Origin of the sequence: Paenibacillus wynnii, assembly GCF_030812855.1 — a bacterium.
GTDB classification, from domain to species: Bacteria; Bacillota; Bacilli; order Paenibacillales; family Paenibacillaceae; genus Paenibacillus_AQ; species Paenibacillus_AQ wynnii_A.
In genome coordinates this window covers 31,626-56,665 of record NZ_JAUSTK010000006.1, presented here as the reverse complement: position 1 = coordinate 56,665, position 25,040 = coordinate 31,626, and the positions used below count along the sequence as shown (strand labels likewise).

Annotated in this window: 24 protein-coding genes; 16 read left to right on the top strand and 8 right to left on the bottom strand. The window is 44.2% G+C overall.

Annotated features, from left to right (window positions below; all coding sequences use genetic code 11):
• Positions 1-700: 700 nt before the first annotated feature.
• From J2T20_RS08220 to J2T20_RS08200, 5 genes are all read left to right on the top strand, one after another.
• A complete protein-coding gene (locus tag J2T20_RS08220; protein WP_307587327.1) occupies positions 701-1,711 on the top strand; it encodes a 2-oxoacid:acceptor oxidoreductase family protein in 1,011 nt (336 codons plus the stop codon).
• 24 nt (positions 1,712-1,735) lie between these two features.
• Positions 1,736-4,042 (top strand): thiamine pyrophosphate-dependent enzyme, encoded by a 2,307-nt coding sequence (locus J2T20_RS08215; RefSeq protein WP_307587325.1) that lies wholly within the window; start codon positions 1,736-1,738, stop codon positions 4,040-4,042.
• 181 nt (positions 4,043-4,223) lie between these two features.
• Positions 4,224-4,772 (top strand): hypothetical protein, encoded by a 549-nt coding sequence (locus J2T20_RS08210; RefSeq protein WP_307587323.1) that lies wholly within the window; start codon positions 4,224-4,226, stop codon positions 4,770-4,772.
• Positions 4,773-5,049: 277 nt separating this feature from the next.
• Positions 5,050-5,703 (top strand): pirin family protein, encoded by a 654-nt coding sequence (locus tag J2T20_RS08205; RefSeq protein WP_307587321.1) that lies wholly within the window; start codon positions 5,050-5,052, stop codon positions 5,701-5,703.
• Positions 5,704-5,718: 15 nt separating this feature from the next.
• Positions 5,719-6,174, top strand: a complete 456-nt coding sequence (locus J2T20_RS08200) for a MarR family winged helix-turn-helix transcriptional regulator (RefSeq protein WP_307587320.1) — start codon at positions 5,719-5,721, stop codon at positions 6,172-6,174.
• A 94-nt stretch (positions 6,175-6,268) separates the two neighbouring features.
• Here the strand turns inward: J2T20_RS08200 and J2T20_RS08195 are convergent, their stop codons facing one another.
• Positions 6,269-6,790 (bottom strand): MogA/MoaB family molybdenum cofactor biosynthesis protein, encoded by a 522-nt coding sequence (locus tag J2T20_RS08195; RefSeq protein ID WP_307587596.1) that lies wholly within the window; start codon positions 6,788-6,790, stop codon positions 6,269-6,271.
• 177 nt (positions 6,791-6,967) lie between these two features.
• Between J2T20_RS08195 and J2T20_RS08190 the strand changes: the two genes are divergently transcribed.
• The 6 genes from J2T20_RS08190 to J2T20_RS08165 all read left to right on the top strand — a co-directional run bounded on the left by J2T20_RS08190 (position 6,968) and on the right by J2T20_RS08165 (position 11,637).
• Positions 6,968-7,954 (top strand): CobW family GTP-binding protein, encoded by a 987-nt coding sequence (locus tag J2T20_RS08190; protein ID WP_307587319.1) that lies wholly within the window; start codon positions 6,968-6,970, stop codon positions 7,952-7,954.
• A gap of 132 nt (positions 7,955-8,086) precedes the next feature.
• Positions 8,087-8,434 (top strand): four-helix bundle copper-binding protein, encoded by a 348-nt coding sequence (locus tag J2T20_RS08185; protein ID WP_307587318.1) that lies wholly within the window; start codon positions 8,087-8,089, stop codon positions 8,432-8,434.
• Between the two features lie 323 nt (positions 8,435-8,757).
• A complete protein-coding gene (locus J2T20_RS08180) occupies positions 8,758-9,702 on the top strand; it encodes an ABC transporter ATP-binding protein (RefSeq protein WP_307587316.1) in 945 nt (314 codons plus the stop codon).
• On the top strand, positions 9,699-10,412 hold the full coding sequence (locus J2T20_RS08175) for a hypothetical protein (protein WP_307587314.1): 714 nt from the start codon (positions 9,699-9,701) through the stop codon (positions 10,410-10,412). Before J2T20_RS08180 ends, J2T20_RS08175 begins: the two co-directional genes overlap by 4 nt.
• A 42-nt stretch (positions 10,413-10,454) precedes the next feature.
• Complete coding sequence (locus J2T20_RS08170; RefSeq protein WP_307587312.1) at positions 10,455-11,012, top strand: hypothetical protein; 558 nt, start codon at positions 10,455-10,457, stop codon at positions 11,010-11,012.
• Between the two features lie 13 nt (positions 11,013-11,025).
• A complete protein-coding gene (locus J2T20_RS08165; protein WP_307587310.1) occupies positions 11,026-11,637 on the top strand; it encodes a class I SAM-dependent methyltransferase in 612 nt (203 codons plus the stop codon).
• Between the two features lie 83 nt (positions 11,638-11,720).
• Here the strand turns inward: J2T20_RS08165 and J2T20_RS08160 are convergent, their stop codons facing one another.
• The 4 genes from J2T20_RS08160 to J2T20_RS08145 all read right to left on the bottom strand — a co-directional run bounded on the left by J2T20_RS08160 (position 11,721) and on the right by J2T20_RS08145 (position 17,604).
• Positions 11,721-12,269 (bottom strand): hypothetical protein, encoded by a 549-nt coding sequence (locus tag J2T20_RS08160; RefSeq protein ID WP_307587308.1) that lies wholly within the window; start codon positions 12,267-12,269, stop codon positions 11,721-11,723.
• A 100-nt stretch (positions 12,270-12,369) separates the two neighbouring features.
• Entirely contained in the window at positions 12,370-13,623 is a 1,254-nt protein-coding gene (locus J2T20_RS08155) for a winged helix-turn-helix domain-containing protein (protein ID WP_307587306.1), read from the bottom strand.
• Between the two features lie 128 nt (positions 13,624-13,751).
• Positions 13,752-15,827: an ABC transporter ATP-binding protein gene (locus J2T20_RS08150; RefSeq protein ID WP_307587304.1), complete on the bottom strand. Its 2,076-nt coding sequence runs from the start codon at positions 15,825-15,827 to the stop codon at positions 13,752-13,754.
• 28 nt (positions 15,828-15,855) lie between these two features.
• Positions 15,856-17,604: an ABC transporter ATP-binding protein gene (locus tag J2T20_RS08145; protein ID WP_307587302.1), complete on the bottom strand. Its 1,749-nt coding sequence runs from the start codon at positions 17,602-17,604 to the stop codon at positions 15,856-15,858.
• Positions 17,605-18,051: 447 nt separating this feature from the next.
• On the opposite strand from J2T20_RS08145, the gene J2T20_RS08140 reads away from it, so the two are divergent.
• The gene (locus J2T20_RS08140) at positions 18,052-18,360 is read left to right on the top strand and encodes a HesB/YadR/YfhF family protein (protein WP_307587301.1); all 309 of its coding nucleotides are present in this window, start codon (positions 18,052-18,054) and stop codon (positions 18,358-18,360) included.
• A gap of 85 nt (positions 18,361-18,445) precedes the next feature.
• Here J2T20_RS08140 and J2T20_RS08135 read toward each other — a convergent pair whose 3' ends face one another.
• Positions 18,446-18,967: an ADP-heptose synthase gene (locus J2T20_RS08135; protein WP_307587300.1), complete on the bottom strand. Its 522-nt coding sequence runs from the start codon at positions 18,965-18,967 to the stop codon at positions 18,446-18,448.
• A gap of 124 nt (positions 18,968-19,091) precedes the next feature.
• Between J2T20_RS08135 and J2T20_RS08130 the strand changes: the two genes are divergently transcribed.
• A complete protein-coding gene (locus tag J2T20_RS08130) occupies positions 19,092-20,843 on the top strand; it encodes an ABC transporter ATP-binding protein (protein ID WP_307587298.1) in 1,752 nt (583 codons plus the stop codon).
• A gap of 277 nt (positions 20,844-21,120) precedes the next feature.
• Here J2T20_RS08130 and J2T20_RS08125 read toward each other — a convergent pair whose 3' ends face one another.
• Both J2T20_RS08125 and J2T20_RS08120 read right to left on the bottom strand, forming a co-directional pair.
• Positions 21,121-21,564 (bottom strand): DUF441 domain-containing protein, encoded by a 444-nt coding sequence (locus J2T20_RS08125; RefSeq protein WP_307587296.1) that lies wholly within the window; start codon positions 21,562-21,564, stop codon positions 21,121-21,123.
• A 1-nt stretch (position 21,565) separates the two neighbouring features.
• Entirely contained in the window at positions 21,566-22,570 is a 1,005-nt protein-coding gene (locus J2T20_RS08120; protein ID WP_307587294.1) for a YpdA family putative bacillithiol disulfide reductase, read from the bottom strand.
• A gap of 214 nt (positions 22,571-22,784) precedes the next feature.
• On the opposite strand from J2T20_RS08120, the gene J2T20_RS08115 reads away from it, so the two are divergent.
• The 3 genes from J2T20_RS08115 to J2T20_RS08105 all read left to right on the top strand — a co-directional run bounded on the left by J2T20_RS08115 (position 22,785) and on the right by J2T20_RS08105 (position 24,782).
• Entirely contained in the window at positions 22,785-23,381 is a 597-nt protein-coding gene (locus J2T20_RS08115; protein ID WP_307587292.1) for a DUF2087 domain-containing protein, read from the top strand.
• 119 nt (positions 23,382-23,500) lie between these two features.
• Complete coding sequence (locus J2T20_RS08110) at positions 23,501-23,956, top strand: DUF3939 domain-containing protein (protein ID WP_307587290.1); 456 nt, start codon at positions 23,501-23,503, stop codon at positions 23,954-23,956.
• 154 nt (positions 23,957-24,110) lie between these two features.
• Positions 24,111-24,782 carry an HAD family hydrolase gene (locus J2T20_RS08105; RefSeq protein ID WP_307587287.1) on the top strand — a complete coding sequence of 224 codons (672 nt, stop codon included), beginning with the start codon at positions 24,111-24,113 and terminating at the stop codon, positions 24,780-24,782.
• The last annotated feature ends 258 nt before the right edge of the window (positions 24,783-25,040 follow it).

Here is a 25,040-nt window from a genome sequence, read left to right as displayed (position 1 = left end):
TTATTCCGTTCCCCCAAAACAGCGAAGGTGGCTTAAAGCATTTAATACTTTCTAACCTGCAGCCGATCAATACCCCGCCCTAGTAGCTCGATTCTAGCCAATCAAATGTAAAAATACACTTGATTCAGCGCTAGTAGGCCGATTTCAGCCAATCAAATGTAAAAATACACTTGATTCCGCACCAGTAGCTCGATTCCAGCCAATCAAATGTAAAAATACACTTGATTCCGCACCAGTAGCTCGATTTCAGCCAATCAAATGTATAAATACACTTGATTCCGCACCAGTAGCTCGATTTCAGCCATTCAAATGTAAAAATACACTTGATTCCGCGCTAGTAGGTTATGGCTTTTGGGACACCCTCTTGGTGTGATTTTTATCATGATTAATGTGATAAATTTAACATCTTAATTTTTAATTTTATTGCTAAATTAAGGTTATAGGACAAGCAAAAAATTATAAAAGACGCGAAATACACATATCAGACACAAATAGTTACTTTGATGGCAGACATTCTTTCATCGAGGTAACGCAACTCTGTAGTGTATAAACAGATCAATAGAATTCAATAAATAATTGTGATTCGTAAAGAGCCGAAAATGCAAGATTTGTCACTTCGCGTCCGTCAAAATCAAGATACAATCGTGAAAAAGTCAGTATGGATGTTATTCTAGTTGACATTATGAAAGGGGCTATGTCGGTGGTACAGTTGCCAAAAGTGAACGAACTCGGTTTTTTTGAGATTCGTCTAGAGTCTATTGGAGGTCTGGGTGCTAACCTGGCTGGTAAGATGCTCGCAGAAGCGGGTGTCGTTGGTGCAGGGATGAATGGTGTAAGCTTCTCATCCTATGGTTCAGAGAAAAAAGGTTCACCAGTTAAAGCTCATATCCGGTTTTGTGATTTGAACACTCCTATACGGGATACCTCTCCTGTTGAACGACCGCATGTGGTTGGGGTTTTTCATGAATCATTAGCGAAGACCGTTAACGTGATTAGCGGTATCTATGAACACAGTACCGTGCTTATTAATTCGACCAAGTCATCTGAAGAACTAAAAGAAGTATTGGGTATGAAAGCCGGTATGATTGCTGTAATTGATGCATCGAGCATCGCGCTAAAGGAGAAGAACCGGGTAAACATGGCGATGTTGGGTGCGATGTTCCGGCTCTGTGATTTCCTTGACCCTGAAATTATGAAAGGTGTTATCGAGCAATCACTGGGTAAAAAATATCCGCAAGCCGTACAATCGGCCCTTACTACTTTTGATCGTGGTTATAATGAAGTGAAGTTCCTGCATTATGAGCTTCCGGCAGGTGAAAGCATGCCGCAGTATGTCCGTTCCGATATTTCGTCTCTAGGATATGATACGCAACCAATCGGCGGCGTCATTACTAATCCAGGTAACAGTTTCCTAAAGAATTTGAGTATCTCCCGTTCCGGAATGCTGCCTGCCTTTGAGAAAGAGTCATGCATTAACTGCGCACAGTGCGACACGGTTTGTCCGGATCTGTGTTTTGTATGGGAAGAGCGGATTGATAAGAAGGGCCGTTCGCAAATGTATTTAGAAGGCATTGATTACCAATATTGCAAGGGCTGCCTGAAATGCATAGAAGCTTGCCCGACATCAGCTCTATCCAGTCAGCGTGAAACGGAAGGTTATGCCGATAGCCACACCGTTCACCATCTATTTGATTTGATTACACAGTCTTAATATTGGGAGAAAGGTGGAACACACATGGCTATCGATTATGAAAAAGAAGTAGGCTCTGCCAAGGTAGAGCAGAAATTTCTATATGAATCCGGTAATGAAATGGCAGCCTATGCTGCGCATCAGATCAATTATCATGTTATGGGATACTTTCCGATTTCTCCATCGACGGAAGTCGCCCAGTTTCTCGATACAATGAAAGCTAACGGACAGCATGATATTATGCTGATTCCATCGGACGGCGAGCATAGCTCAGCAGGTATTTGTTATGGAGCTTCTACTGCGGGCGGACGAGTATTCAATGCGACAAGCGCACAAGGTTATATGTTCATGTTGGAGCAAATGCCGGTACAATCAGGAACACGTATGCCAATGGTTATGAATCTGATCTGTCGTGCTGTATCCGGACCGCTTAACATTCACGGTGACCATTCCGATTTATATTATGCACTAAATACAGGCTGGCCGATTCTGATGTGTCGTGATCCTCAGTCCGTGTATGATATGAACCTGATGGCTTTGAAGCTTGCTGAGCATGCCAAGGTCCGTCTTCCGGTAATGGTAGCTTCGGACGGATATTTTACCTCTCACCAAAAACGCCGGGTACAAGCTTTCGCGAACCGTGCAGATGTGCAGAAATTTGTTGGAGAACAACCTCCAACAGGTTTTACAGATACCTTGGACCGCAATAACCCTGTTTCTGTAGGTGCTTATATGAATGAGCCGGATACCATTAACAACCGGTATCAACAATCGGTAGCGATGTATAATGCCGGTGATGTCTTTGAAGAAATCGCCAAGGAGTTCGGTGAAATGACCGGGCGTCATTATCCGATGGTTGAAGAATACCGCATGGAGGATGCCGATGTAGCTGTATTCCTAATGAATTCCTCTTCGGAAATTATTAAGGATGTAGTAGACCAGCTTCGTCTTCAAGGTGTAAAGGCAGGTTCCATCTCGCCTAATATGATTCGTCCTTTTCCACAGAGACAAATAGCTGAAGCATTGAGGAATGTCAAAGCCATCACTGTAGGTGATCGTGCGGATTCTGTAGGCGGACACGGCGGTAATATGGTAAATGAAATAAAAGCTGCATTGTTCACCTACGGAAATACTACGACAAAAGTTATCAGCCGTATCTACGGACTAGGCGGTAAGGACTTTTACGCAGAAGATGGACATAACTTCTTCCAGTTAGCTCTGGATGCTGTTGCCGCAGACCGGGTTGAGGTACCGTTCGATTATTACGGACATAATGTAGGTGCTCTGGAAAAAGCGCCTCAGCGAGTACTTAAGCCGATGGACTTTGAATCTCTCAAAACCGGTCTGATTACCGTGAAGCAGGATGAGATTACAGGTAAGCTGAGCGTGAAGATTCCACCGCTTCGAAGCTTGACGAAGAAGCCTAAGCGTATATCGCCAGGACATGGCGCATGCCCAGGCTGCGGAATATTCTCGGGACTGGAGATCTTTTTCAAAGGCATTGAAGGTGATGTCGTAACCTTGTACCATACGGGTTGCGCAATGGTAACTACTACCGGATATCCGTACTCCTCACATAAGTCAACGTTTATCCATAATCTGTTTCAGAACGGTGCAGCTACACTTTCCGGTGTGGTCGAAATGTTCTGGGAGCGTAAACGTCGCGGTGAGCTAGATGATCTTGGATTACAAGAAGACTTTACGTTTGTAATGGTTACCGGAGATGGCGGTATGGACATTGGTATGGGTCCTGCTATCGGTGCTGCGCTGCGCGGTCACAAAATGATCATCATTGAGTACGATAATGAAGGATATATGAATACTGGTGCCCAGCAGACGTATTCTACGCCTCTCGGCCACCGTACAACAACCTCCAGCATTGGTAAACATCAGCAAGGTAAAACAACACAGCACAAGGATACTGCGCAAATTATGGCAGCTACGAATATTTCTTATGTCTTCACAGGTTCTGAAGCCTTTCCACAGGATCTTGTGAAGAAAGCGGCTAAAGCACAGTGGTATGCTCAAAATGAGGGTCTGGTGTATGGTAAAATCTTAACCGCCTGTCCGCTTAACTGGATGTCTGATGACAAAGAAGGCACTAACATTGTATCTCTGGCTGTAGAAACCTGCTTCTTCCCGCTGTATGAAGTTGAACAGGGCATTACAACTATTACTTACAATCCGGAAGACAAAGATAAACGTGTAGATCTATCCAATTGGCTCAAGACCATGGGCAAAACCCGCCATTTATTGAAGCCTGAGAATGAACCGGCTCTGCGCAGTTTTGAGGATGAGGTTCAACGCCGTTGGAACCGTCTGAAAGCAAAACATGAGCATCCAGATCTGTAAGACACATTAGAATTTGCAATTATCAATTGTAATTTGTAAAAGAAAACCCGGCAGGAATCTTCTGTCGGGTTTTTTTGCGTTCTCCTTCTATGCCTCGGGAAGCTGCACTGCATAGTTTTTCTAATCTCAGACATGCTATACCTATCTGGATCAAAACCTTGAGAAAGAAGGGGTGGCAGGCATGAAACGCCGTATAGCAGGTTTGTTGGCTGCTGCAATAACATTAGGATTAATGATGACAGGCTGTAGTAATGAACAAATGCAGAAGGAAGCCGGAAGGTATAACATGCAATCTTACCAAGATGGTGTATTACGGGCACAGTCACAAGGGAAAGGTCTGAACGGACGTTTTTTGAAGCAAATACGTCTCGCTTTTGCACGTGAGCAGGTTAATCTAACCCATGAACGTTATTCAGAAGATGCAAGAGGAAATATTAGTTATCAGTATCTCATTAACAGCGAGCCTACACAGTTGATTACAATTCATGTGTTTTCAAGCGAATATGAGCTCCTAAATCGGGTGCCGCACTGGTATGGAAACAATCGGGTTGCGGAAACCTCAACGACATTGACAGAAATCTATAATAAACATAATGCAACATTGGTTTATACTTCTATGGGGAAAAATAAGGGGAAATATTCAGAAAAGGTAAAGGTTTTATTCACCAGAATTTTAGATCGCTTGGATTTTCCTCAGGGTTCTGGGTTTAGAGGTCCCCAATATAAATAATTGCGAATCGCTTATAAGTTAATCTAAATAGTGTAGCTAATAAAATCGTTTTTTTTAAGGGTTGTTTGACACTTCCTTTAATAAAAAAACGATTTTTTGGTGTTGGAAAGCAAATTATTGACAATAATTTATCCTAATAATATAATATTTATAGGTTATTTAAATTTAAGATAAATAATAATAGGATAAAAACCATGAGAAGTACGTTGTACATAATTCTGAATTCATCTCTCAGAAGCCAATTGGGTTCTCTGGAGAAGGATCGGTAATTACTAGATTGGGGTCTTTATTCTATTGGGCGTGGGCTCATGCAGAGACAAAGACAGAACTTGGGCTGCACCCGCATCAAGGATTTGAGATCATGACCTATGGGATAGCTGGCCGAAGCATGCATAAGGATACACTTGGTACAGAAAGTATTCTAGAGGCAGGAGACATCCAACTTATGCAGACCGGTTCAGGAGTTTCTCATGCAGAGGGTATTGACGGAGGTTTTGAGGGCTTTCAAATTTGGTTTGAACCCTACTTGAATGATGCCGTTAAACGATCACCGGCCTATAATTTGTTCAAGGATAAGGAATTCCCCATTACTGAACTTCAGGGAGCCAAGGTAAAAACAATACTAGGTAACAACTCTCCAGTAAATATCGTTACCGATGCACAAATGATTGATCTGGAGGTGGACCCTCAATCCTCTTATACTTATCGTTTGTTGCCTGGCCGTACTTTGGCTGGACTGGTGATTAGAGGTGATGGAATGTACGCTTTAATTGGGCAAAAGGCTGCTTCATTCAGTCATAAAGATTTTCTGATTTTCCAAACGGAGGATGAGGATGAAATCACCTTTCAAGCAGGTGGTGAGAAGCTCAGAATTGCTCTTATAGAACTGCCAACCAACATTGATTATCCTTTGTATCAGAAGCGTAGATAAGGGGGAAAGCATAATATGTTAGAAAGTGAGCCTAATCGTCAGGAGTTAGATTTGAGACTTTTTCGTGTGATACGAAATATGTCTACAGCCCTGTTTGAAAATATTAAACGTGACGTTGACAGTCATGGACTCGGTGTAGAAACCTTCCAAATTCTCGAGCTAATTTATAGTACAGGCGCACAACCTATTCAAAAAATTAGCGAGAGACTTTCTATTCCGAGCGGCAGTATTACCTATGTGGTAGATAAGCTTGAGAATAAAAATCTTGTAAAAAGAACTCCGGCTCCGGGAGATCGGCGGAAGACGAATGTAACGTTAACCGACGAGGGGTGCGCTTATTTCGATGAAATATTTCCGAAGCATGCCCAAACCATATCCAATAATTTATCCTCGGTAACCGATGCGGAGAAGTTTCTCCTTATTGATTTGTTGAAGAAGATAGGTTATGGCGCACTGGAAAATCGACCATAATTCAAAAGGAGAGGGGTGTCCCGAGGCCAGTTTGTATGGCTTCTGGGATCCCCCTTTTCTGTGACTACATAAGGTCACCTGTATTTACATGGTTTTAAGTCCGTTTATATATCTCCCTCATTACGTGGCGCAGTTCGGGAATAATGATCCGGCTCATCGCTAATTGAACAGCTCCCGTTGATCCCGGCATGGAAAATACAGCGGTGTTTCCGATTGTCCCTGCTATTGCACGGCTAAGGATCGCAGCGGAGCCGATATCTTCTGTGAAGCTCAGAAAACGAAAGATCTCGCCAAAGCCTGGTAATGACTTATCCAGCAATGATGCAACGGCTTCATAAGTCGTATCTCGAGGAGAAATGCCTGTGCCGCCGGTAAGCAGAACAGCCTCGATATCAGAATGAACGGAGTTTTTATAAACAAGCTCACGAATCTCTTCATAATCATCCTTTACAATCGTCCGCCCTTTAATAATATAGCCAGCTTCATCAAGTAAAGTTTGGACAAGATCACCACCGGAATCGGTCTCGGGCGTTCGGGTATCAGACACGGTAATAATATAACAGGAAACGGATTTTGGCGCTTCCCGTCGATGCTCTTCGACAGATGACAATTCAATCAGCTCCTTGGCAGGGATTAGGTCTTCGGTAATTCTCATGATAGGCTATGACTTAGGCAAAGACAAGTTATGACGGTTGTTAGCTGACAGGTATGACGTTAGCAATGAGGTTGCATCCGCATGACTTGTTGTAGTACACTCGCTAGCATAAAGGTTTTTGTTAGGGAGAGATGAGGAATGGAACAGGTTGTACCTGTGTATATATTATCTGGATTTTTGGGGAGCGGCAAAACAACACTGCTGCAGCATTTGCTTGAATATTGGAAAGGACAAGGACTGCGCCCGGCAGTCGTTATGAATGAGCTGGGTGAAGTGAATCTGGATGGATTGCTGGTTGAGCAATCAGTACCGATGGCTGAATTACTCGGGGGTTGCATATGTTGTTCCATTCGCGGGGATCTCAGTACTGAATTGGCTACCCTTGTGAAGAAGGAGTCACCAGATGTAGTGATTATCGAAGCAACAGGTGCAGCGAATCCATTGGAGATTGTGGATGGCGTGACCGAAACATCTCTATATCTTAGAGTAGAGCTGAAAAGCCTAATAACGGTCGTAGATGCTGCCCATATTCTGGAGCTTCACCGTTCACAGCAAGGCAAGACCTACAGGTTGATGCAAGAGCAGATCCGTTGCGCTTCGGTGCTGATCCTGAACAAGACCGATCGCGTGACTGAGGATGAAGTGACTGAAGTTTCTGCAGTGCTGCGGAAATGGAATGCTTTTGCACCCATTATGTCTACCGTTCGCTGTGAGGTGGATCCTGAGGAACTTCTCAGCAACTCTGGGGGGATTCTAAGAGAAGATGAAGCTGATACGCAGCAGGAGACTGGCTTATTGCATACCACACATGATCATGTCATGGCATACACCCATTATTTCAAACGTTCGGTGGACAGTATGGAATTTGAGGAATTTGTAAAGGAACTGCCGCGGGATGTATATAGAGCCAAGGGAATTCTAACCTTCAGCGACACGTCAAGTCGGTTTCTATTCCAATATGCCTACCGTGAAGCCGATTATATGAAAATCACTCCGCAAGGAGAGGTGCCTGATGTTGCCGTTTTTATCGGGGAGCATTTCTCATCCCGTGAGCTTCGAGATAAACTGCTTCATTTGGAAAAAAGGATTTTGGTCCGACCGGGTACGGTAAAAAGAAGTTTATAAATATTCCAAAGGTATTATTCAACAAGTTAAAATCTTAAATGCTGACAATTAACATCATTAATTGGTTGGTTCGTTGCTATTCTAACAGGTTAATACAAAGACATACCCATCAAAAAGCAGGAGGTTAAGGCTATGACCCCAATTCAATATCAGGAGTGCATTGAAGCATGCATCAAGTGTATGAACGCCTGTAATTATAGTTATGTCTCAAGCCTGAAAGAGTACGACCTTGCATTACTGCGGGATACGATTCGTATGGATCGGGAATGTGCTGATATTTGTGGATACGCTATACAGGCTATGACTCGCCAAAGTCCTTTCGTTGCTGAGATTTGCCGCTTGTGCGCTGAAATATGTGAAGCCTGTGCGGAGGTATGCAGTAGAAATGTACATATACAATGCAAGGACTGTATCCAAGCATGCCTAGACTGTGCGGAAGCTTGCCGCCAGATTAGTGAAGTTTTTGCGGTATACGCATAAAGGTCTGAAGGATTAGCATTTCTGATATAAGGACCAAGCTGGAGCAGGAGTTACTGCTCTCCGGCATGGTCCTATTTTTAAATATAAGAAAATTATAAGTTTTCAGTTTACTTTGCTTATATTTCTACGAGAAACGGATACCTGAAAGCGATACGGAGTATCGCTGCTTCAGAAGCATAGACTCCCATTGAGGACGGTAAAAGCCGTTTCTTCTTGTTGAATAACTTTAATAATTTCTGTTAACAGGAAAATGAGGTTTTCCCGGCGAATAATCTGGATGTAGGTTTGTACGATAAGTACATTGTTAGCTGACAGGAGTGTATATGAAGCCTAATAGAAGCGTCATCCAATCCCCCTTAATTGAACTGGAACGAGTGGGGAAGATATATCACGGTGTAACGGTGCTTGATGAGGTCTCTATGAACATTGAGTCCGGTTCAGCAACGGCAATTATCGGACGTAACGGCTCTGGTAAAAGCACACTGTTATCCATACTCGGTGGGTTAATTCAGATTTCAAACGGAAGTTTACTCCGCAAAGACAAGAGAATGCAGATCGGGTATGCACCCGAATTCTTCCCCCCGTTAAAGTTTACACCTGAAGAATTTTTGAGGAGTGTTGGGCGTTTTCAGGGTCTTGCACCGAAAGAGATCGACCATCGGATAACGGAACTGTTAGTTTGTTTTCGCCTGGAAAGCTTTCGAGCGCGGTCTATGGAAAGTTTCTCCAAGGGAATGCTGCAAAAGGTGAATCTCATGCAAAGCATGCTGAATCGGCCTCCATTGCTGTTGCTTGATGAGCCTATGTCAGGCCTGGATGCTCCCGCACAAGATTCCTTGCTTGAATTCGTACATGAGATGAAGCGGCAAGGGACGGCTTTGGTCTTTTCTGCTCATGAATCGCAATGGATCGAAGCATTGGCCGATGATGTACATGTGCTGCACGCAGGGCGAACAATCCGAACGGTAAACCGAACAGAATTACATAGCTCAACTTATTCTAGAATTGTCTTCAAAGGAATCTCGCAACGTCCTGATACTCCCTTGGAACAGATGCCTGGCATTTTATCTATGGCCTTATCTAAAGAGCAGCAAGACGCTGATTGTCTAGTGATATCAGTTCAAGCTGCAGAGTGTGATACCTTCCTTCGGACAATACTGGATGCTGGAGGCTCTATCATCTCAGTGGAGCGAAAGGGAGGGCTTTCTGGACTGGAAGTATGGATGAACCCTCAAGAAGAAGCTTTCAAGAGGGGGTCTGAGTCGTGATATCTTTGATGGCTTATCTGATGAGAAGTTATACCCGTTCACAGCGGTATTTCGCTCCGTTGTCCGGTATGGTTATAGCAGTATTGGTGTTGTATTCTTACAAGCCAAATCCTGTAATGAACAGTTATGCTGCAACGGCTGTGATTTTGTTTATCGGGTGTGCAGCCATGGGTCTTAGCTTTTTGAATCATGAGCATGCGGTACAAAGGCAAGTGGTTATTGTACATCTGAGGAGCGCTAGAATCTATAGCATAGGTGGAATCCTTAGCTTGACCCTCCTTGCACTACTATTAGATGTTATGATAGTGGTGTATCCAATGATTACAGGACGATTTTCCGAGCCGGTTGGCATCTATCGATTTCTGCTGGCTTTGATAGGACATGGTTTGCTGGGTCTACTTGGAATCTCTATTTCATTGTTCCTGCAATCGTCATGGGTAGCTAAGAGGAGTCATGCAGTCGGGCTCATGCTGGCGATTATCATTTTATCAATCGGTGGAACTCAGATCAGCAGTCTATTAAAGGGGCCTCTCATTCCCTTACGGCTTATTCTGCCGCCGGTTGCCCCGGTAATGAATGCCTTGATGAACGGGGACACCTTGCCGGGTTCAAGTATGTTGTTATCTTTTGTTCATGTATCACTGTACATATTTCTATTAATAGGTATTTATTTGTTTAGATCTGGCACTAAGGATTATTCGAGAATATAAGGTATTCTTAACATTCATTAAAAAATTTCAGTGGGAGGAAAGATGAAGGACACACAATTACCGGAGAGTGAACATTCCAAAGAGTTATTCGCTTATTTCGGACTGGCTGTTTATTATGGTCAAGCGCTGGAACAGCAGCTTACCAACCTGTTACTGCTCACGAAGCTGTCTCAGGGGAAAACACCGTCGGAAGCAGATCTTGCGGATCTGTATCAGCGTAAACTTGGCAATTCACTCGGCCAGCTCATCAAAGAAATCCAGCATCATTTTCCTTTCTCTGAGGCAGAGACTGCGCAGTTGCAAGAGATTTGGAAGCAGCGCAATTATATTGTGCATGATTATTTCAAGGAGCGTATTCAGGATACGTTCACCCCTGCCGGGAGAGCCCATATTATCCGTGAGTTAAAGAGATTCAAGAATAAAGCCAGCAGGCTGGAAATCAAATTACAGGGATACTGTACAGAGATGTATACCAAGCTGGGTCTAGAGAGTTCTGACGATGAGGTCCAAGACTTGAATGGAAAGCAGCTTATACTTAGAGGTATGCCTACATATCCGTTTGAACGAGATTCCTCCTATTGGAAGAAGCAGAAGAAATAGAGGTGTGTTCCGTATGGTAGATATATTCAAACAGACTCCCTTATACAGGTACTTGATGTACTGCAATGAAACCGAAATGGACAAGCACATCTTAGATTGCGGAGCCGGAGGAGACACTCCGCCATTAGCCTTATTTGCACAATACGGTTACATAACGCATGGCATTGATTGTGATATGAAACAAATAAACTTGGCGAATACATATGGACAAGAGCATAGAGTTTATTTGGATATTCGTCAGGGAGATATGCGCCAGCTGGCCTTTGATGATGAATCGATTCCTTTTGTGTATTCCTATAATTCCGTATTTCATATGAGAAAAAGTGAAGTCATACAATCTGTTGAAGAGATGAAACGCGTATTGAAGCCCAATGGATTGATGTTTGTGAACTTCTTAACGGTTAATGACTTCCGTTGTGGTGAGGGACCGGATCTAGGTGAGAATCAATATGAACAATTTGATGATGATCAGCCTGTTATTCACTCTTATTATAGATCCGATGAACCGGATTCTTTATTCAGTGACATGGAGGTATTGTACAAGGAAGACAGGGTTTTGGAGCGGATATTTAATGGGGAACGGATACGGCAAGGCTTTGTAGATTATATCGTAAAGAAAATATAACTCCAATAAAAAAAGCGAACGGCTCCCTTAGTGGAAGCCGTTTTTTTGTCATTCACTCTTATCATCTTTTTTCCTCTTAATCTTTATTCAGATTCACTTAATCCATTGAGAATCTGGGCTTCGATGATGCTGAGAATATCCTCTGAGTTATAAATGTCATTATTAACCTTCCAGACATCATCTTCTCTTAAAAGCGTCATTGTTCCATCCAAAAATAATTTATCTTCTTTGCTATCTCCAAAACGGAGAGTGCCTGTATAGGTAAGTTCTATGGATTCCTCTGTTACACTTTTCTCTGTAAAAGAGATATAGGTTACTTTAAGCTCGTTATTCTTAATTCGTGCGACTCTTAAAGCGCGCGCATACGTACGGCTGGCAGATTGAATCTCAAAAAAGGTTTTTGTGGTTAAAGGTTTTATTAATGCTTCCTTTTTTGTTATGTCTTCCAGTGTAACCTCATTCGAATGATTGGGTGGAACGGCTTCAAGCTCTTGTTTCTTGTAGGCGATAGCTACACTCATGGCTTTTGAAAGGCCCGACTCCTGCACAATACTTTCTTTACTCGAACAAGCCGTTATAGCTACGGAACATAAAGCGGTTATTACAATAATCATGCCTATTTTTTTATTCACTTTACTCCCCCAATCCAAAACTACACTCTTCTACTGTTATTTCCATTATTATACACTACAAAGTGAAAAGACGCCCATATGGACGTCTCTGCAAGAGCATTTATTTATCCTGGATACTCTTCACGAGCTCCTGTAATCCTGCTTTAGTTACGACTTCGGGCAGGAACTGTACGGAGTTTGCTCTCACACAGCGTGCCAGTGAAATAAGAGCCTCCTTGAGGGCGGCGGTCAGCTCCGGTGTTAAGAATTCCTCCGGCTCCCACCACCAGTTAATGATAGTTAAGATCCCGCTTTTCTTATCCATGACCGGCTCAAATCTGGCTACGAATCGATCACCATATAGTAGCGGGAGAACATAATACCCAAATTTCCGCTCCGCTGCAGGCTTATATACCTCCCATCGATACTCAAAATTAAAGAGCTGTTTAATGAGCTCACGGTCCCACAGCAAGTTATCCAAGGGAGCGAGTGCAGAGGCAGAGGAGGTGTTTATATAATCTTCACCTTGATCATGTGTAACTTGTATAACTTCTTCGAGGGCAGGGGTATCCATGCTTCTGATATAGAAGGGGAGTTTAATTCCTTCTACGTTAACCTCTCTAATCTTGTCTGTATGCAGCAACCGCTGAATGGCCGCGGTTCTTTCCTTACTCTTCAATCCGGTAATCCCCAGCCAACCATCACCGGATCTATTCCACTGAAGTCCAATACTGCCGATACGGCGAAGCACATACCAGTCATAATACTGATCTTCATTTTGATTTGGGTCTTCTTGATTAAGGATAGACTCCGGCAGCAATCTTACTGTGAAGTCATAATAACGGCGGGTATGTACTCGATGATGGACGACGATTTCTCCCCAGAAATACATGCTTTCCAGCGCTGCCCGGGAGAGCCTTGCCGGGGCCCAGGCCCAGTTAATTTTGTCTTTACCCTCCAAATCCAGGGAGGAGAGCGGACCACGTTCCATAAGCTCTTGGCGAACACGATCAACGGTTGCCATGATTTCACTGTTTCCTTCGAATCGTGTAGACGCCAGTTCGCGGTACCGCCGGAAATAAGGCCAATCCTCTGTGCAATAAATAGACATGTTCTTATCCCAGCCATCGACTAAAAGTCGATCCTGGTACAGGAGTTCCTGTACCAGATCTGGTGTGAAACCGGGGATACGCGCCTGCAGTACAAGCTCATGATTATGACCTGTAATACTAAGCGGGTCATACTGGATACACCCTACATGCCTGATATAGTCGTAAATGCTTTGCTTTGACCCTTGTAAGGTGGAAGGACTCAGATGTTGATGTCGCAACAGAAATAATCTAGCCTGTTGTTTGGAGATTAAATAGTTGATCAATGTTTGATCACTCCGCTCATATGTATTAATTTACATTATACAGAACGAATGTTCCTCTTACAATAACAACAAAAAACCCTGACACCGTATCGCTAGTCGGGTCAGGGTTTTCACTCCATTAATGTTCTTTAAAAGCTGCCTTCCGGGGAATGACGGAGAGTTGTAGAATGCTTGTCATTAGCTCCGCTGCTTGCAGTTATGGCACCCACCTGAAGCTGATACATACGGAAGTATCTGCCGCCAAGGGCCATTAGCTCATCATGGTTGCCGCGCTCTACAATTTCTCCGTGATGGAGCACTAGAATCTGATCAGCACTGCGAATCGTGGATAGACGGTGAGCAATGATAAAGGTTGTGCGTCCCTTTTTCAGCACCTCAAGCGCCTCTTGAATAATACTCTCCGTCTCCGTATCGATATTAGAGGTAGCTTCATCGAGAATAAGGATTGCAGGATCGAAGGAAAGGGCGCGTGCAAAGGAAATGAGCTGGCGCTGCCCCGCAGAAAGGGTGCTTCCTTTTTCTACAACAGGTTCATCGAACCCAAGCGGTAGATGAGACAGCAATTTATCTGCGCCTACCTCGCGTAAAGCCCGTTCCACTCTTTCACGTGAAATACGTTCATCGCCGAGACTCACATTGGAAGCAATCGTACCCGTGAAGAGATATGGGTCCTGCAGAACAATTCCCATATGACTGCGCAGCCACTGCTTCGGAATATCCTTGACCTCTTGACCATCAATGGAGATTGACCCTTGCTGAGGATCATAGAAACGGAACAGCAGATTGATGATCGAGCTTTTGCCGGAGCCTGTATGCCCCACAAGTGCGACCGTTTGGCCTGGACGGGCTTCGAATGAAATGTCACGCAATACGAAGTCTTTTTTGTAAGCAAAGGATACATCCTTAAAAACCACATTTCCCTTGTAGCGTGGCATGGAGCCATCTGTTACGGGTTCTCCGGGTTCATCCATGAGTGTAAACAAGCGCCCCGCAGATACCATGGAGGTATCCAGATTGGCTAACTGATTGACCATCCCTGTAATGGGGTGAAACATCCGTCCGAGCACATCTACGAAGGCGTAGAGTACACCCAAGGAAACAAAGGTATTGCCGCCCAGACTGCCAAAACCGAAATACCATAACACTAGCACAAAAGAAAGACTGCGTAAGGAATTCACCAGATTATGGGAGGTGAAGGCATTCAGGTTAAGCATTTTATTTTGATACTTCAAATAATCATCGTTAAGGTTTTCGAATTCTTCACGACGCTGCTTCTGGCGGCGGAAAATACGGATGATCGACATCCCTTGAATGGATTCATTGATGATTGCATTGATCTCACTAAGACGTGAGCGAATAATTGTATTGTATTTGGTAGCCACTTTGCGGTAGAAGATAATCCATAGCACCAGAATCGGTATAATGAACAAGCTGATCAGACCCAATCGGATATCGAGTAGAAACAAGGCAATATATACACCGATCAGATTGATAATACCCGTACTGAAATTAGATAGAACCGCAATGAACAGGTCCTTGATGGCTTCGGTATCATTGGTTACCCGGGAAACGACCTTACCCGCAGGCAGATTGTCAAAAAAGTAAACAGGAAGACGCTGAATATGCGCGTAGACATCGGTTCGCAGCTTGCGAATAACCTGATTGGCTGAAGATTGCAGCCAGTAGGTTTTGCCGAATTCAGCAAAGATGGATATGACTAGAAACAGCGCGTACAATCCAACCAGTTCATAAATACCCGGAAGTTCCGGTTTATAGAAGGCAAATAGTTCATCCGCCGATAGTTTGACTGCGGGATAAGTAACCTCAGTCTCACCGCGTACAATATGCAATTCTCCGTCACGGTAAGTTCGCTCACCCTCAGGTTGTTCTACAGGTTCGTTGATAAAGTAAAAGCTGCGTCCCTCCTGAAGCAGACGGATTTCCTGGCCTTTGCTCTCACCCGGCTCGAATCGATCGGCCCGTTTATATAACTTGTCGTTGTAAACTGCCGCTTCGTCTGGCGAGTTTGTCTGGTAGTAGGGTTTTTCGATGGCCAACATGTGATTGTCGATCATATTTTTGGCGATAAAAGGGCCTGCAAGCTCTGCTCCTACACCGATGGAGAGCAGCAGAAGGGCCGAAATAAATGTTTTTTTAGCTGTTAATGCGTATTGAAGCAGGCGTTTGCCTGTACTTTGTGTCAACAGTGACACCTCCTAAAAGTTTGCATGATTAGTCATTTGATAAGTTATTCTCCACCTGCTGACGATCATATTGCTCACGATACCAGCCATTTAGATCTAACAGCTCTTGGTGGGTACCTCGTTCCGTAATATAACCATTGTCCAACACAACAATTTGATCGGCATGCTCAATGGCAGAAAGTCGGTGGGTGGAGATCAGAGTTGTCTTTCCGGCCCGTTGGCTGCGGATGTTCTCAATGATTCGGGCTTCTGTACGTGCATCGACAGCTGAAAGCGCATCGTCAAGGATCAGAATATCAGGATTTGAGATAAAGGCCCGCGAGAGGGAGACACGTTGTTTTTGTCCGCCGGAGAGAGAAACACCCCGTTCTCCAACTAAAGTGTCCAATCCATCCGATAATGTACCGAGATCACTTTGAAAGGCCGCTGTGGTGATGGCTTCCATAATCCGATCATCATTGGCATCTTCATAACCAAACTGAATATTCTGACGGACGGTTTTGGAGAAAAGGATCTGCTCCTGAGGCACGTAACCCATCCAGCTATGCAATCGGTCAAGGGTAATATGTTCAATTGGCACACCGGAAATCAGTATATCGCCGGATCCTGTCGGATATTCATGAAGCAGCTGCTTCAATAGCGTTGATTTTCCGCTACCGGTGCGGCCTACAATCCCAAGCGTCTCACCCTGGGAGAGGGACAAGCTAACCTTACTTAGATTATCAACGGTTGAGGTCGGGTATCGGAAGGTGACCTGGTTCATCTCAATACGGGTCGGGCTAGCAACTTCAGTTGGATGTGCTACATCCATCACGTCGGGTTTGGTATTTGTGGTTTCATCAATACGTTCGAGTGAAGCACCGCCGCGTTGCATTATATTAATCAACTCTCCAATGGCGAACATAGGCCATACAATCATTCCGAGATACATATTAAAGGAAACTAGATCGCCTAATGTAATCTGATTGCGAAAGACGAGGTAGATCCCGTAGGTGAGTCCGATGATGTAACTCATCCCGACACATAAGCGAATGGTGGGTTCGAAAAAGGCATCAACACGGGCCACGGCCATATTTTTACGATATACATCTTCAGTAATGTCCGAGAATCGCTTCTCATCCAATCGTTCCTGCACATACGCGCGGATAACACGCACACCGGATACGGACTCGAGTACCTGATCATTCATATCTCCAAAGGCGTCCTGTGCAAGACTATAACGATCATGAATAGCTCTGCCATAGAAAATCATAGCTACTGCGATTAGCGGAAGAGGCAATACTGCCGCGAGTGTCAGCTTCCAGCTAACGAGAAAACCCATAGCCAGAAGTACAACTGAGAGAAATATGGTGGAATCCACCAGTGTTAACATACCGAAACCTACGGTAGCTGAGACTGCACGAATATCATTCGTTGCCCGGGCCATTAGATCACCGGTACGGTTGCGCTCGAAGAAGGAAGGGGTCATCGACATCAAATGATTCATAAACCGGGAGCGCAGCAGGCGTTCCACGAGATTGGAGCCGCCGAACAGTTTATGCATCCATATGTACGTGATCCAATAGATCGTGAGCAGCATGACAACGATCATGACAATATACTTGGTTAACGAAACAGCTGTAATCGAACCGCTCACAATTTCGTCAATGGCATTACCCAAGAGACGGGGAGGGAGAAGCTCCAGCACACCGGCTGCAATAAGTAAGACAAGACCAATGACATAACGTCTTTTTTCCCGGTGAAAAAACCAACCGAGATTTTTGAGAACAGAGAACAAAGTAAATCCCTTCTTTCGGAATAATTTTTAGTGTGGTGCTTTGCTCTAAGGCATACAAAAAGGCATATCATCCGAAAACGGACGATATGCCTATAATTAGAGACTATCATGCGCACGGCGCTAAGCAGCACCTGGCATGGAATAAACTTTCATGTTCTAAAGTGATGCGATTAAAGTAAATCGCAATTGCTTCAGGAAGGTTTCACCACATGGGCTGCTTCGGTATTTGGTTGTGTGTAGTTGAGGACAATAGTAAAGTAATGGTTCATTACTGGATTAAACACCGCGCTCACCCTTTCGTTAATTTGGTAATAACTTGAAGACCTAAGTTATGTTCAGAGTTTATCACTCAGTCTGAGATCTTGTCAAATGGAATTTTAGGATTTTCTAATTTGGTAAAATTCATTTTTTTAAGTATGATGTAGGGACACAAAGGAGTGGAGAGCCATGAGTATCGTTATCAGTAAAGAAGCTGCCTCCTGGTTTAAAAGGGAGCTTGGAGTTACAGAAGGAGGTTATATTCGATTATTTCCCCGTTATAGTTCGGGCGGTGGATTGCATCCTGGATTCTCGCTCGGTATAGCCATAGAACCACCGGCACGTCCGAGAATTGAGACTACGCAAGAAGGAATTATATTCTATATAGAGGAACAGGACCTCTGGTATATGGAGGGTTACGGACTGTCTGTGGTATACTCTGAGGCCGAGGATGATATAGAGTACAAATATGAGGCCAAGACAGCAGCCGGCGATTGATTGGAATCACTGCAGCAATAAAAGCCCTTGCGATAAGCATGGGCTTTCCTAATGTACAGCGGTGATCAGACCACAGTTGTAGTTTCTAATTATCGGTGAGAGAGCTGCGTGTACCTTCTTCCATGGCAAAATCAAAATCATCAATATCATACACTTGGACGGGAACCCCACCTTCGATAATCCGCTGAATAAGTTCGAATTGATCCGTTAAAATAGGCGTTTTCTCACGCTGAGAGGTCAGTAGAAGCTCGGTTTCAATGGGATCGAACGTTTCGCCGTATTGCGCCGAATCCATGCTGTTGATGATGACCATTTGTGCCTGCCCGCCAAGCAGAATTGTTGAGCTTTTTGCCCAGGGCATTGCTAGACAACGATTGATCTTTTTCTTATTCAAGGGGGCTTCGAAGTAGTTGATTAGTTCTTTGATTTTACCTTTGACATGCGTATCATCTTCCGGGAAATTCATCAGCGGTTCTTCGCTGTCTTGCAGTTCGTACAGTTCGAGCACACTCGTATATGGCACAATATATTCTACAGGGCCTCGCGGTACAAGAAGCTGGCCGTAAATCGCCATCATGACGGCTTCCGTCACAAATTGTCTGGACATCGTTATCCTCCTGAGGTTACGGTACTACTATAGTCCTAAAGGACTTAAAATTATAAAAACACTGTATAGAGCAAAAGTCAATAATTGTTGTGTGCATGGTACTAGGAAAGGATAGAATAAAACTGTGAAACAATGGAAATCATATTTTACTTTCGTACGCCCTTACATGAAATTAATTATACTGACGCTGTTCATTGGTATGATTAAATTCAGCATTCCGTTAACGCTGCCCATGATTATGAAATATGTGGTGGACGATCTTTTATTGAACCCACAAATGACCGCCCAGGACCGTGTGTCTCAGCTGATGCTCATTTTGGGTGGAGCCCTTATTTTATTTGTAGTCATCAGAGGACCGGTAGAGTATTACCGTCAGTATTTTGCCCAGCTTATCACAAGCAGAGTATTATTCGATATGCGAAATAAGCTTTATGGGCATATGCAGCGGTTGTCGCTACGTTACTACCAGAACACCAAAGTGGGGGAGGCCATCTCCCGGTTTATAAATGACGTTGAACAGACCAAGAATCTGGTAGAAGTCGGTATGATGAACGTATGGCTGGATATGTTCACTCTTCTTTTCGCGCTGGCATTTATGGTTTATCTGAATCCGGTGCTGGCACTCGTATCCATTGCCATTCTACCTCTGTATGGTATTGCAGTAAACACTCTGTATAAGCGGCTTAAAATACTCACCAAAGACCGTTCGGCAGCACTAGCCGGTATTCAGGGTTATCTGCATGAGCGGATCCAAGGGATATCCATCATCCGAAGTTTCACCATGGAGCGATTTGACCAGAAGAAATTTGAAGGCATCAACGGTAACTTTCTGGATAAAGCTATGGCCCAGACACGCTGGAATGCGTTCACCTTCGCGATTATTAACACCCTGACGGATATTGCTCCTTTGCTGGTTATCGGTTACGGGGGTTATCAGGTTATCCACGGTAATTTAACTTTGGGTACGTTCGTTGCCTTCTTTGGTTACCTGGATAGAATGTATGCGCCTCTGCGCCGTTTAATTAACTCTTCAACGGTGTTAACGCAGGCCTCTGCATCGCTGGAACGAGTGCTGGAGTTGTTAGAGGAGCCTTACGATATCGTTGATGAACCCGGGGCAAAACCGCTAACAGGAGCGACTGGATCCATCGAATTTGATCATGTTTGGTTCAAATATAACGATGAGAACGAATGGGTGCTGAAGAATATTTCTTTGAAAATTCTGCCAGGGCAGACCGTTGCATTTGTGGGCATGAGCGGCGGGGGAAAGTCGTCTCTAATTAGTTTGATTCCGCGTTTTTATGACATTCAGGAAGGAAGTCTTAAAATGGATGGGCAAGATATCAAAGGCCTAACCCAGGAGAGTCTGCGGAAAGTTGTCGGAATGGTGCTGCAGGATAACTTTTTGTTCAGCGGGTCGGTACGTGATAATATACTATTCGGGAATCCGCACGCTTCAGAGCAGGAGATCATTTCCGCAGCACTAGCCGCCAACGCCCATGACTTTATTGAGATGCTTCCACAAGGTTATGACACCGAAGTGGGTGAGCGCGGGGTGAAGCTGTCAGGGGGTCAGAAGCAGCGCGTGGCCATTGCCCGTGTATTCCTAAAAGATCCGAAGGTGCTTATCTTGGACGAAGCTACTTCAGCGTTGGATCTGGAATCGGAGCATTTGATCCAACAATCGCTGCAATCCCTTTCCTCACAGCGTACTACGCTTATTGTAGCTCATCGATTATCAACGATAACGCATGCAGACCAGATTATTGTCATCGAGAACGGGGAAATAACTGAACAGGGTACACATGATGAATTAATGTTGTTAAAAGAAGGAAGCTATGCTCGATTGTTCAATGTTCAGCGGCTGGATGGATAGTTTAGTGAAAATAGCTTTACTTCATACACTTATTTGACGGGAACAGCTGCTTGGCTGGACTTTAATTGCACTTATTACAACTAAAAAGCAGCCTGGTTGGGATTTATAGCCTTTGTTGCAAAAATAACTGCACAAAGTGCAGTTATAGGGTCATTGCATCTCATTTCGGTGATTTTAGTTGCACAAAGTACACTTAAACATAACAATGCCATTGATTTTAGTGAAATAGAAGAACGAAAAGGGATTTATCTCATCGGAGATGATCCCTTTTCGTCGTTCACAGTCTGCCAATCAGCAGCGAAAGGATACCGGCGGCGATCAGTGGACCTACAGGTACTCCTTTGAAAAAAGCGACTCCGATAACAGTGCCGATCAGGAGACCTGCCACAATCGTTGGTTGGCTACCCATCAACACAGCTCCACGACCACCGAGATAAGCCACAAGGATGCCGATCCCGATAGCCAAAAGGGATTTCCAGTGTAGGAAGGATTGCCCTACGGTTTGCAGAGAAATTTTGCCGCTGGCCAGCGGGGTCATTACCCCGATCGTGAGGATGATAATACCAAGGGTCAGGCCGTTCTTTTCGAGCCAAGGAAAAGCCTGATGAAATCCCAATACACGCAATAGGAGCAGGAACACCATGGCTATCGTTACTGGTGAATTCCTGCTAATAACACCAAGGGCGGCGAGTCCGAGCAAAAGTAATGATGTCACATCCATCTTAGTGCCCCATCTCCCTTACCCCGGCCATCTGTTTAGACACAATATGATCTGCTATCAACTTCCCGTGACCACGACCGGATTCGATAAACACCTCGTTTGCATTTCGACCGGAAGCAATAACTCCAGCCACATAGATACCCGGAATGTCGCTCTCCATGGTTTCGGGATGAAACGTAGGTTTGTCCATATCATCGTCCATGGCGACCCCTGCTGAAGTGAGTAGAACCCTACTCGGGCGGAAGCCGGTTAAGGCGAGCACAAAATCATTGTCCAGTGTAGTCTTTGAACCATCCTTTGAGGTGATAATTACAGAGTCCACCGTAATTTCTGTGACCCGTGACTGAAGATGCAAAGTGATTTTATCTTTCTTAACCATACTTTCGAATATAGGGCGTACCCAAGGCTTGATATTGTCAGAAATACTATCTCCCCGGTACACCATATCTACAGAGGCCCCCACACGCATAAGCTCCAATGCCGCATCAACTGCAGAGTTGCTACCTCCGATTACAGTAACCTTCATACCTGTATATGGATGGGCCTCGCCGAAATAGTGGGTCACTTTGGGCAGTTCCTCACCGGGAATTCCGATTAGATTAGGCTGGTCAAAATACCCCGTAGCGATAACGACATTCGCTGCAGAGTGGACCTGTTGTTCTCCCCGTAAGTTCGAGGTATGTACAGAAAAGCTTCCGTCCTCCTGAGGCTCTACCTTTAACGCTTCCTCATAGGCTGCAATTTCCAGACCATACTGCTGGGCTGCACGGCGATAATAGACTAGCGCTTCGTGACGGAAAGGCTTCTCATTAGGAGAGGTAAAAGGAACATTGCCAATTTCAAGCAATTCTGTGGTGCTAAAGAACTGCATGTTTGTTGGATACAAAAAAATAGAGTGTACAATAAAGTTCTTTTCTATAATGAGGCTGGATAAGCCCTGTCGCTGGCATTCTATAGCTGCAGATAGTCCGCAGGGTCCGGCTCCGATAATGATTACATCCTTCATATGGCTGCAAACCTCCCAGTTAAATTATGTCACTTCTTAATTTGTTGTCCTAAAGGCGTTAAACTAAATCCTACTCCAATTTCGGTTTTTTTTCCAGAATGACCATTTTTGCCGCTGAAGCGGTTGTTGAACTATATTAACTATGATAAAATTAGATACATATCTAAACTGTTTTGATGTTTCTGCTCAACCCCTACTGAAGGAGTGTTCCCCATTGCAGCTTGATAAAATTGTTAACTACCACAAAGCGTTGGCTGACCCTACACGGTTGCGTCTCCTATTGCTTCTTTCCAAAGGAGAGATGCATGGTCAGGCGCTTGCTGAACGATTGAATTTATCCCAGCCAACAGTAACTCACCATGCATCGAAGTTAAGGGAAGCAGCGCTGATTAAGGAGCGGCGCGACAAAAATACGGTGTATTTTATGCTGAATCCAGAATTTATCAAGCAAAACGCAGAGGCATCGCTGCAGTTTATTTTTGCTAAAGGAGAAGAGATTATGGAAGAAAAGACTGCAGAAAACAGTCTGAAGGAAACGGTAATTCGCAATTTTTTCTCGAAGGATGGGAGACTGCGGCAGATTCCGGCACAGTACAAAAAAAAGCTGATTGCTCTACAGTATATCGTCGAAAAGCTTGAACCCGGTGTGGTGTACACCGAGAAAGAAATCAATGAATTCATAAAGCTTTTCCATGACGATTTTGCGACCATTCGCCGGGAATTCATCATGCATCAATTTATGTACCGTGAGAATGAAAAATATGAGCTTAACCCTCGTGAGGTGTGGACTCACTGGCAATATGTCAAATAATGGACTTGAAAATAGGGAGTATTTGTGACGTTCCGATTAGTACTGATTAAAAACTCAGAAAACGAATAAACTGGAATTGTAAGCGTTATCTGAACATACTTCGAAAGGAGACCTTCAGTATGATATTCAAACGTGCCAAAAAGGATCCCGCTCCACAAAATGTAACGGTCACACTGCTGCAGATTAAGCAGGCCATCAGGAAGTTCGAGGAAGAGATGCCTTCGCCCATAAATCGTACGGTGCTCATGCTTGAAGACAAAAGTATAGATCTTAACCGTCTGAAACGTTATCTCGGCGGGGTTTCAGATCAGAAATTCTATATGTCGCGGGAAACCTATGAGATTTTTGCCGAAGAAGACAAGCTTGTTCCTTATTATCTAGACATGGTTCAATCCGCCGTGGATAACTATATAAATGATACTGGCAAGCTGCCTTTACTCGAAGATGCGTGGCTTCCTGAGGTCCATTATCGTCTATTATCCACGGAACGCTATCTGAAGGAGACCCCACCTTTTCCGCTTTATATAACGGATGAGGAAATGATGCTGACGCATAGAAGTGATCATTTTCAGTAAGAAAACCATTAGCATAATAATGTCGTTAAAGACTGTCCTGTAAAAGGGGAAGGTAATTTCCTTTTTCCAGAACGGTCTTTTCTTTGTTCCAAAAGGCATAGTACAATAAGCACTGAGGTTCAAATTACAGTTCGCATTTAAGGGGAATCAAGGTATGAAGGAAGTACAAGCCATAATATTTGATCTTGATAATACGTTAATGGATCGGGATTATACCTTTCGCAGCTTCAGCACGCAATTTGTGCAGGATTTATTGGGGCATTTAGAGCCTGAGGCGGCAGAGCAAGTTGTAGAAGAAATGATTCTAAGAGATGCTGACGGTTATCGGGATAAGGATGGCTTCTTCGAGGAGTTAAGTCAGGTCTTGCCTTGGCAGACCCATGTAACTGCGGCAGATATACGTGCTTATTACGATGAGAAATACGCGGGACACGGAGCTGTAATGAAACACGCTGAGACTATTCTGAATTACTGCAGGGATAGAGGCTATATTCTCGGACTCCTCACGAACGGTAAAAAAGATATTCAGCACGCTAAAATAGATCTGTTGAGTCTACGTCACCACTTTAAGGATATCGTGATCTCGGCGGAGGTTGGAATCAGCAAACCAGACCCGGAGATTTATCAACTGGCACTGGAACGTCTTGGCGTTGATGCGGCACACACCCTCTTCATCGGGGATCATCCGGTTAATGATATTTGGGGGGCCGGAAAGGCCGGAATGAAAGGGATATGGCTTCGCAGGAATCATATCTGGGATGATCATCTGGATATTTGCCCTTGGAAAATTATTAACGAGCTGGACGAGCTTAAGGAAATTTTGTAATGGGATAAAATACATTTGCAGTTGACATCATTCTGTGATCCGTTTATGATGGCAACATAATATTCTGGAAGGAGACGATGTGATATGACAGTTTATACAGGAGCGACCTTATCGGTAATAACTGTTATTAATACGTGTCTTCCGGGGAACAGCGGCTGTAGGGTTTAAGGAACGCAGCTTAGCAGGTATGCTCATTTATGCCTTTTAGAGCCGCCGGGGACCGTAGGGTTCCGGCGGCTTTTTTGCATTCATAGATAT

Excerpts from the sequence above, each read along its gene's own strand:
- J2T20_RS08165 (WP_307587310.1), top strand. The coding sequence starts at position 11,026 with ATGGTAGATATATTCAAACAGACTCCCTTATACAGGTACTTGATGTAC.
- J2T20_RS08190 (WP_307587319.1), top strand. The coding sequence starts at position 6,968 with ATGGAACAGGTTGTACCTGTGTATATATTATCTGGATTTTTGGGGAGC.
- J2T20_RS08125 (WP_307587296.1), bottom strand. The coding sequence starts at position 21,564 with ATGGATGTGACATCATTACTTTTGCTCGGACTCGCCGCCCTTGGTGTT.
- J2T20_RS08140 (WP_307587301.1), top strand. The coding sequence starts at position 18,052 with ATGAGTATCGTTATCAGTAAAGAAGCTGCCTCCTGGTTTAAAAGGGAG.
- J2T20_RS08120 (WP_307587294.1), bottom strand. The coding sequence starts at position 22,570 with ATGAAGGATGTAATCATTATCGGAGCCGGACCCTGCGGACTATCTGCA.
- J2T20_RS08200 (WP_307587320.1), top strand. The coding sequence starts at position 5,719 with ATGTTAGAAAGTGAGCCTAATCGTCAGGAGTTAGATTTGAGACTTTTT.
- J2T20_RS08105 (WP_307587287.1), top strand. The coding sequence starts at position 24,111 with ATGAAGGAAGTACAAGCCATAATATTTGATCTTGATAATACGTTAATG.
- J2T20_RS08180 (WP_307587316.1), top strand. The coding sequence starts at position 8,758 with ATGAAGCCTAATAGAAGCGTCATCCAATCCCCCTTAATTGAACTGGAA.
- J2T20_RS08135 (WP_307587300.1), bottom strand. The coding sequence starts at position 18,967 with ATGTCCAGACAATTTGTGACGGAAGCCGTCATGATGGCGATTTACGGC.
- J2T20_RS08170 (WP_307587312.1), top strand. The coding sequence starts at position 10,455 with ATGAAGGACACACAATTACCGGAGAGTGAACATTCCAAAGAGTTATTC.
- J2T20_RS08215 (WP_307587325.1), top strand. The coding sequence starts at position 1,736 with ATGGCTATCGATTATGAAAAAGAAGTAGGCTCTGCCAAGGTAGAGCAG.
- J2T20_RS08185 (WP_307587318.1), top strand. The coding sequence starts at position 8,087 with ATGACCCCAATTCAATATCAGGAGTGCATTGAAGCATGCATCAAGTGT.
- J2T20_RS08210 (WP_307587323.1), top strand. The coding sequence starts at position 4,224 with ATGAAACGCCGTATAGCAGGTTTGTTGGCTGCTGCAATAACATTAGGA.
- J2T20_RS08110 (WP_307587290.1), top strand. The coding sequence starts at position 23,501 with ATGATATTCAAACGTGCCAAAAAGGATCCCGCTCCACAAAATGTAACG.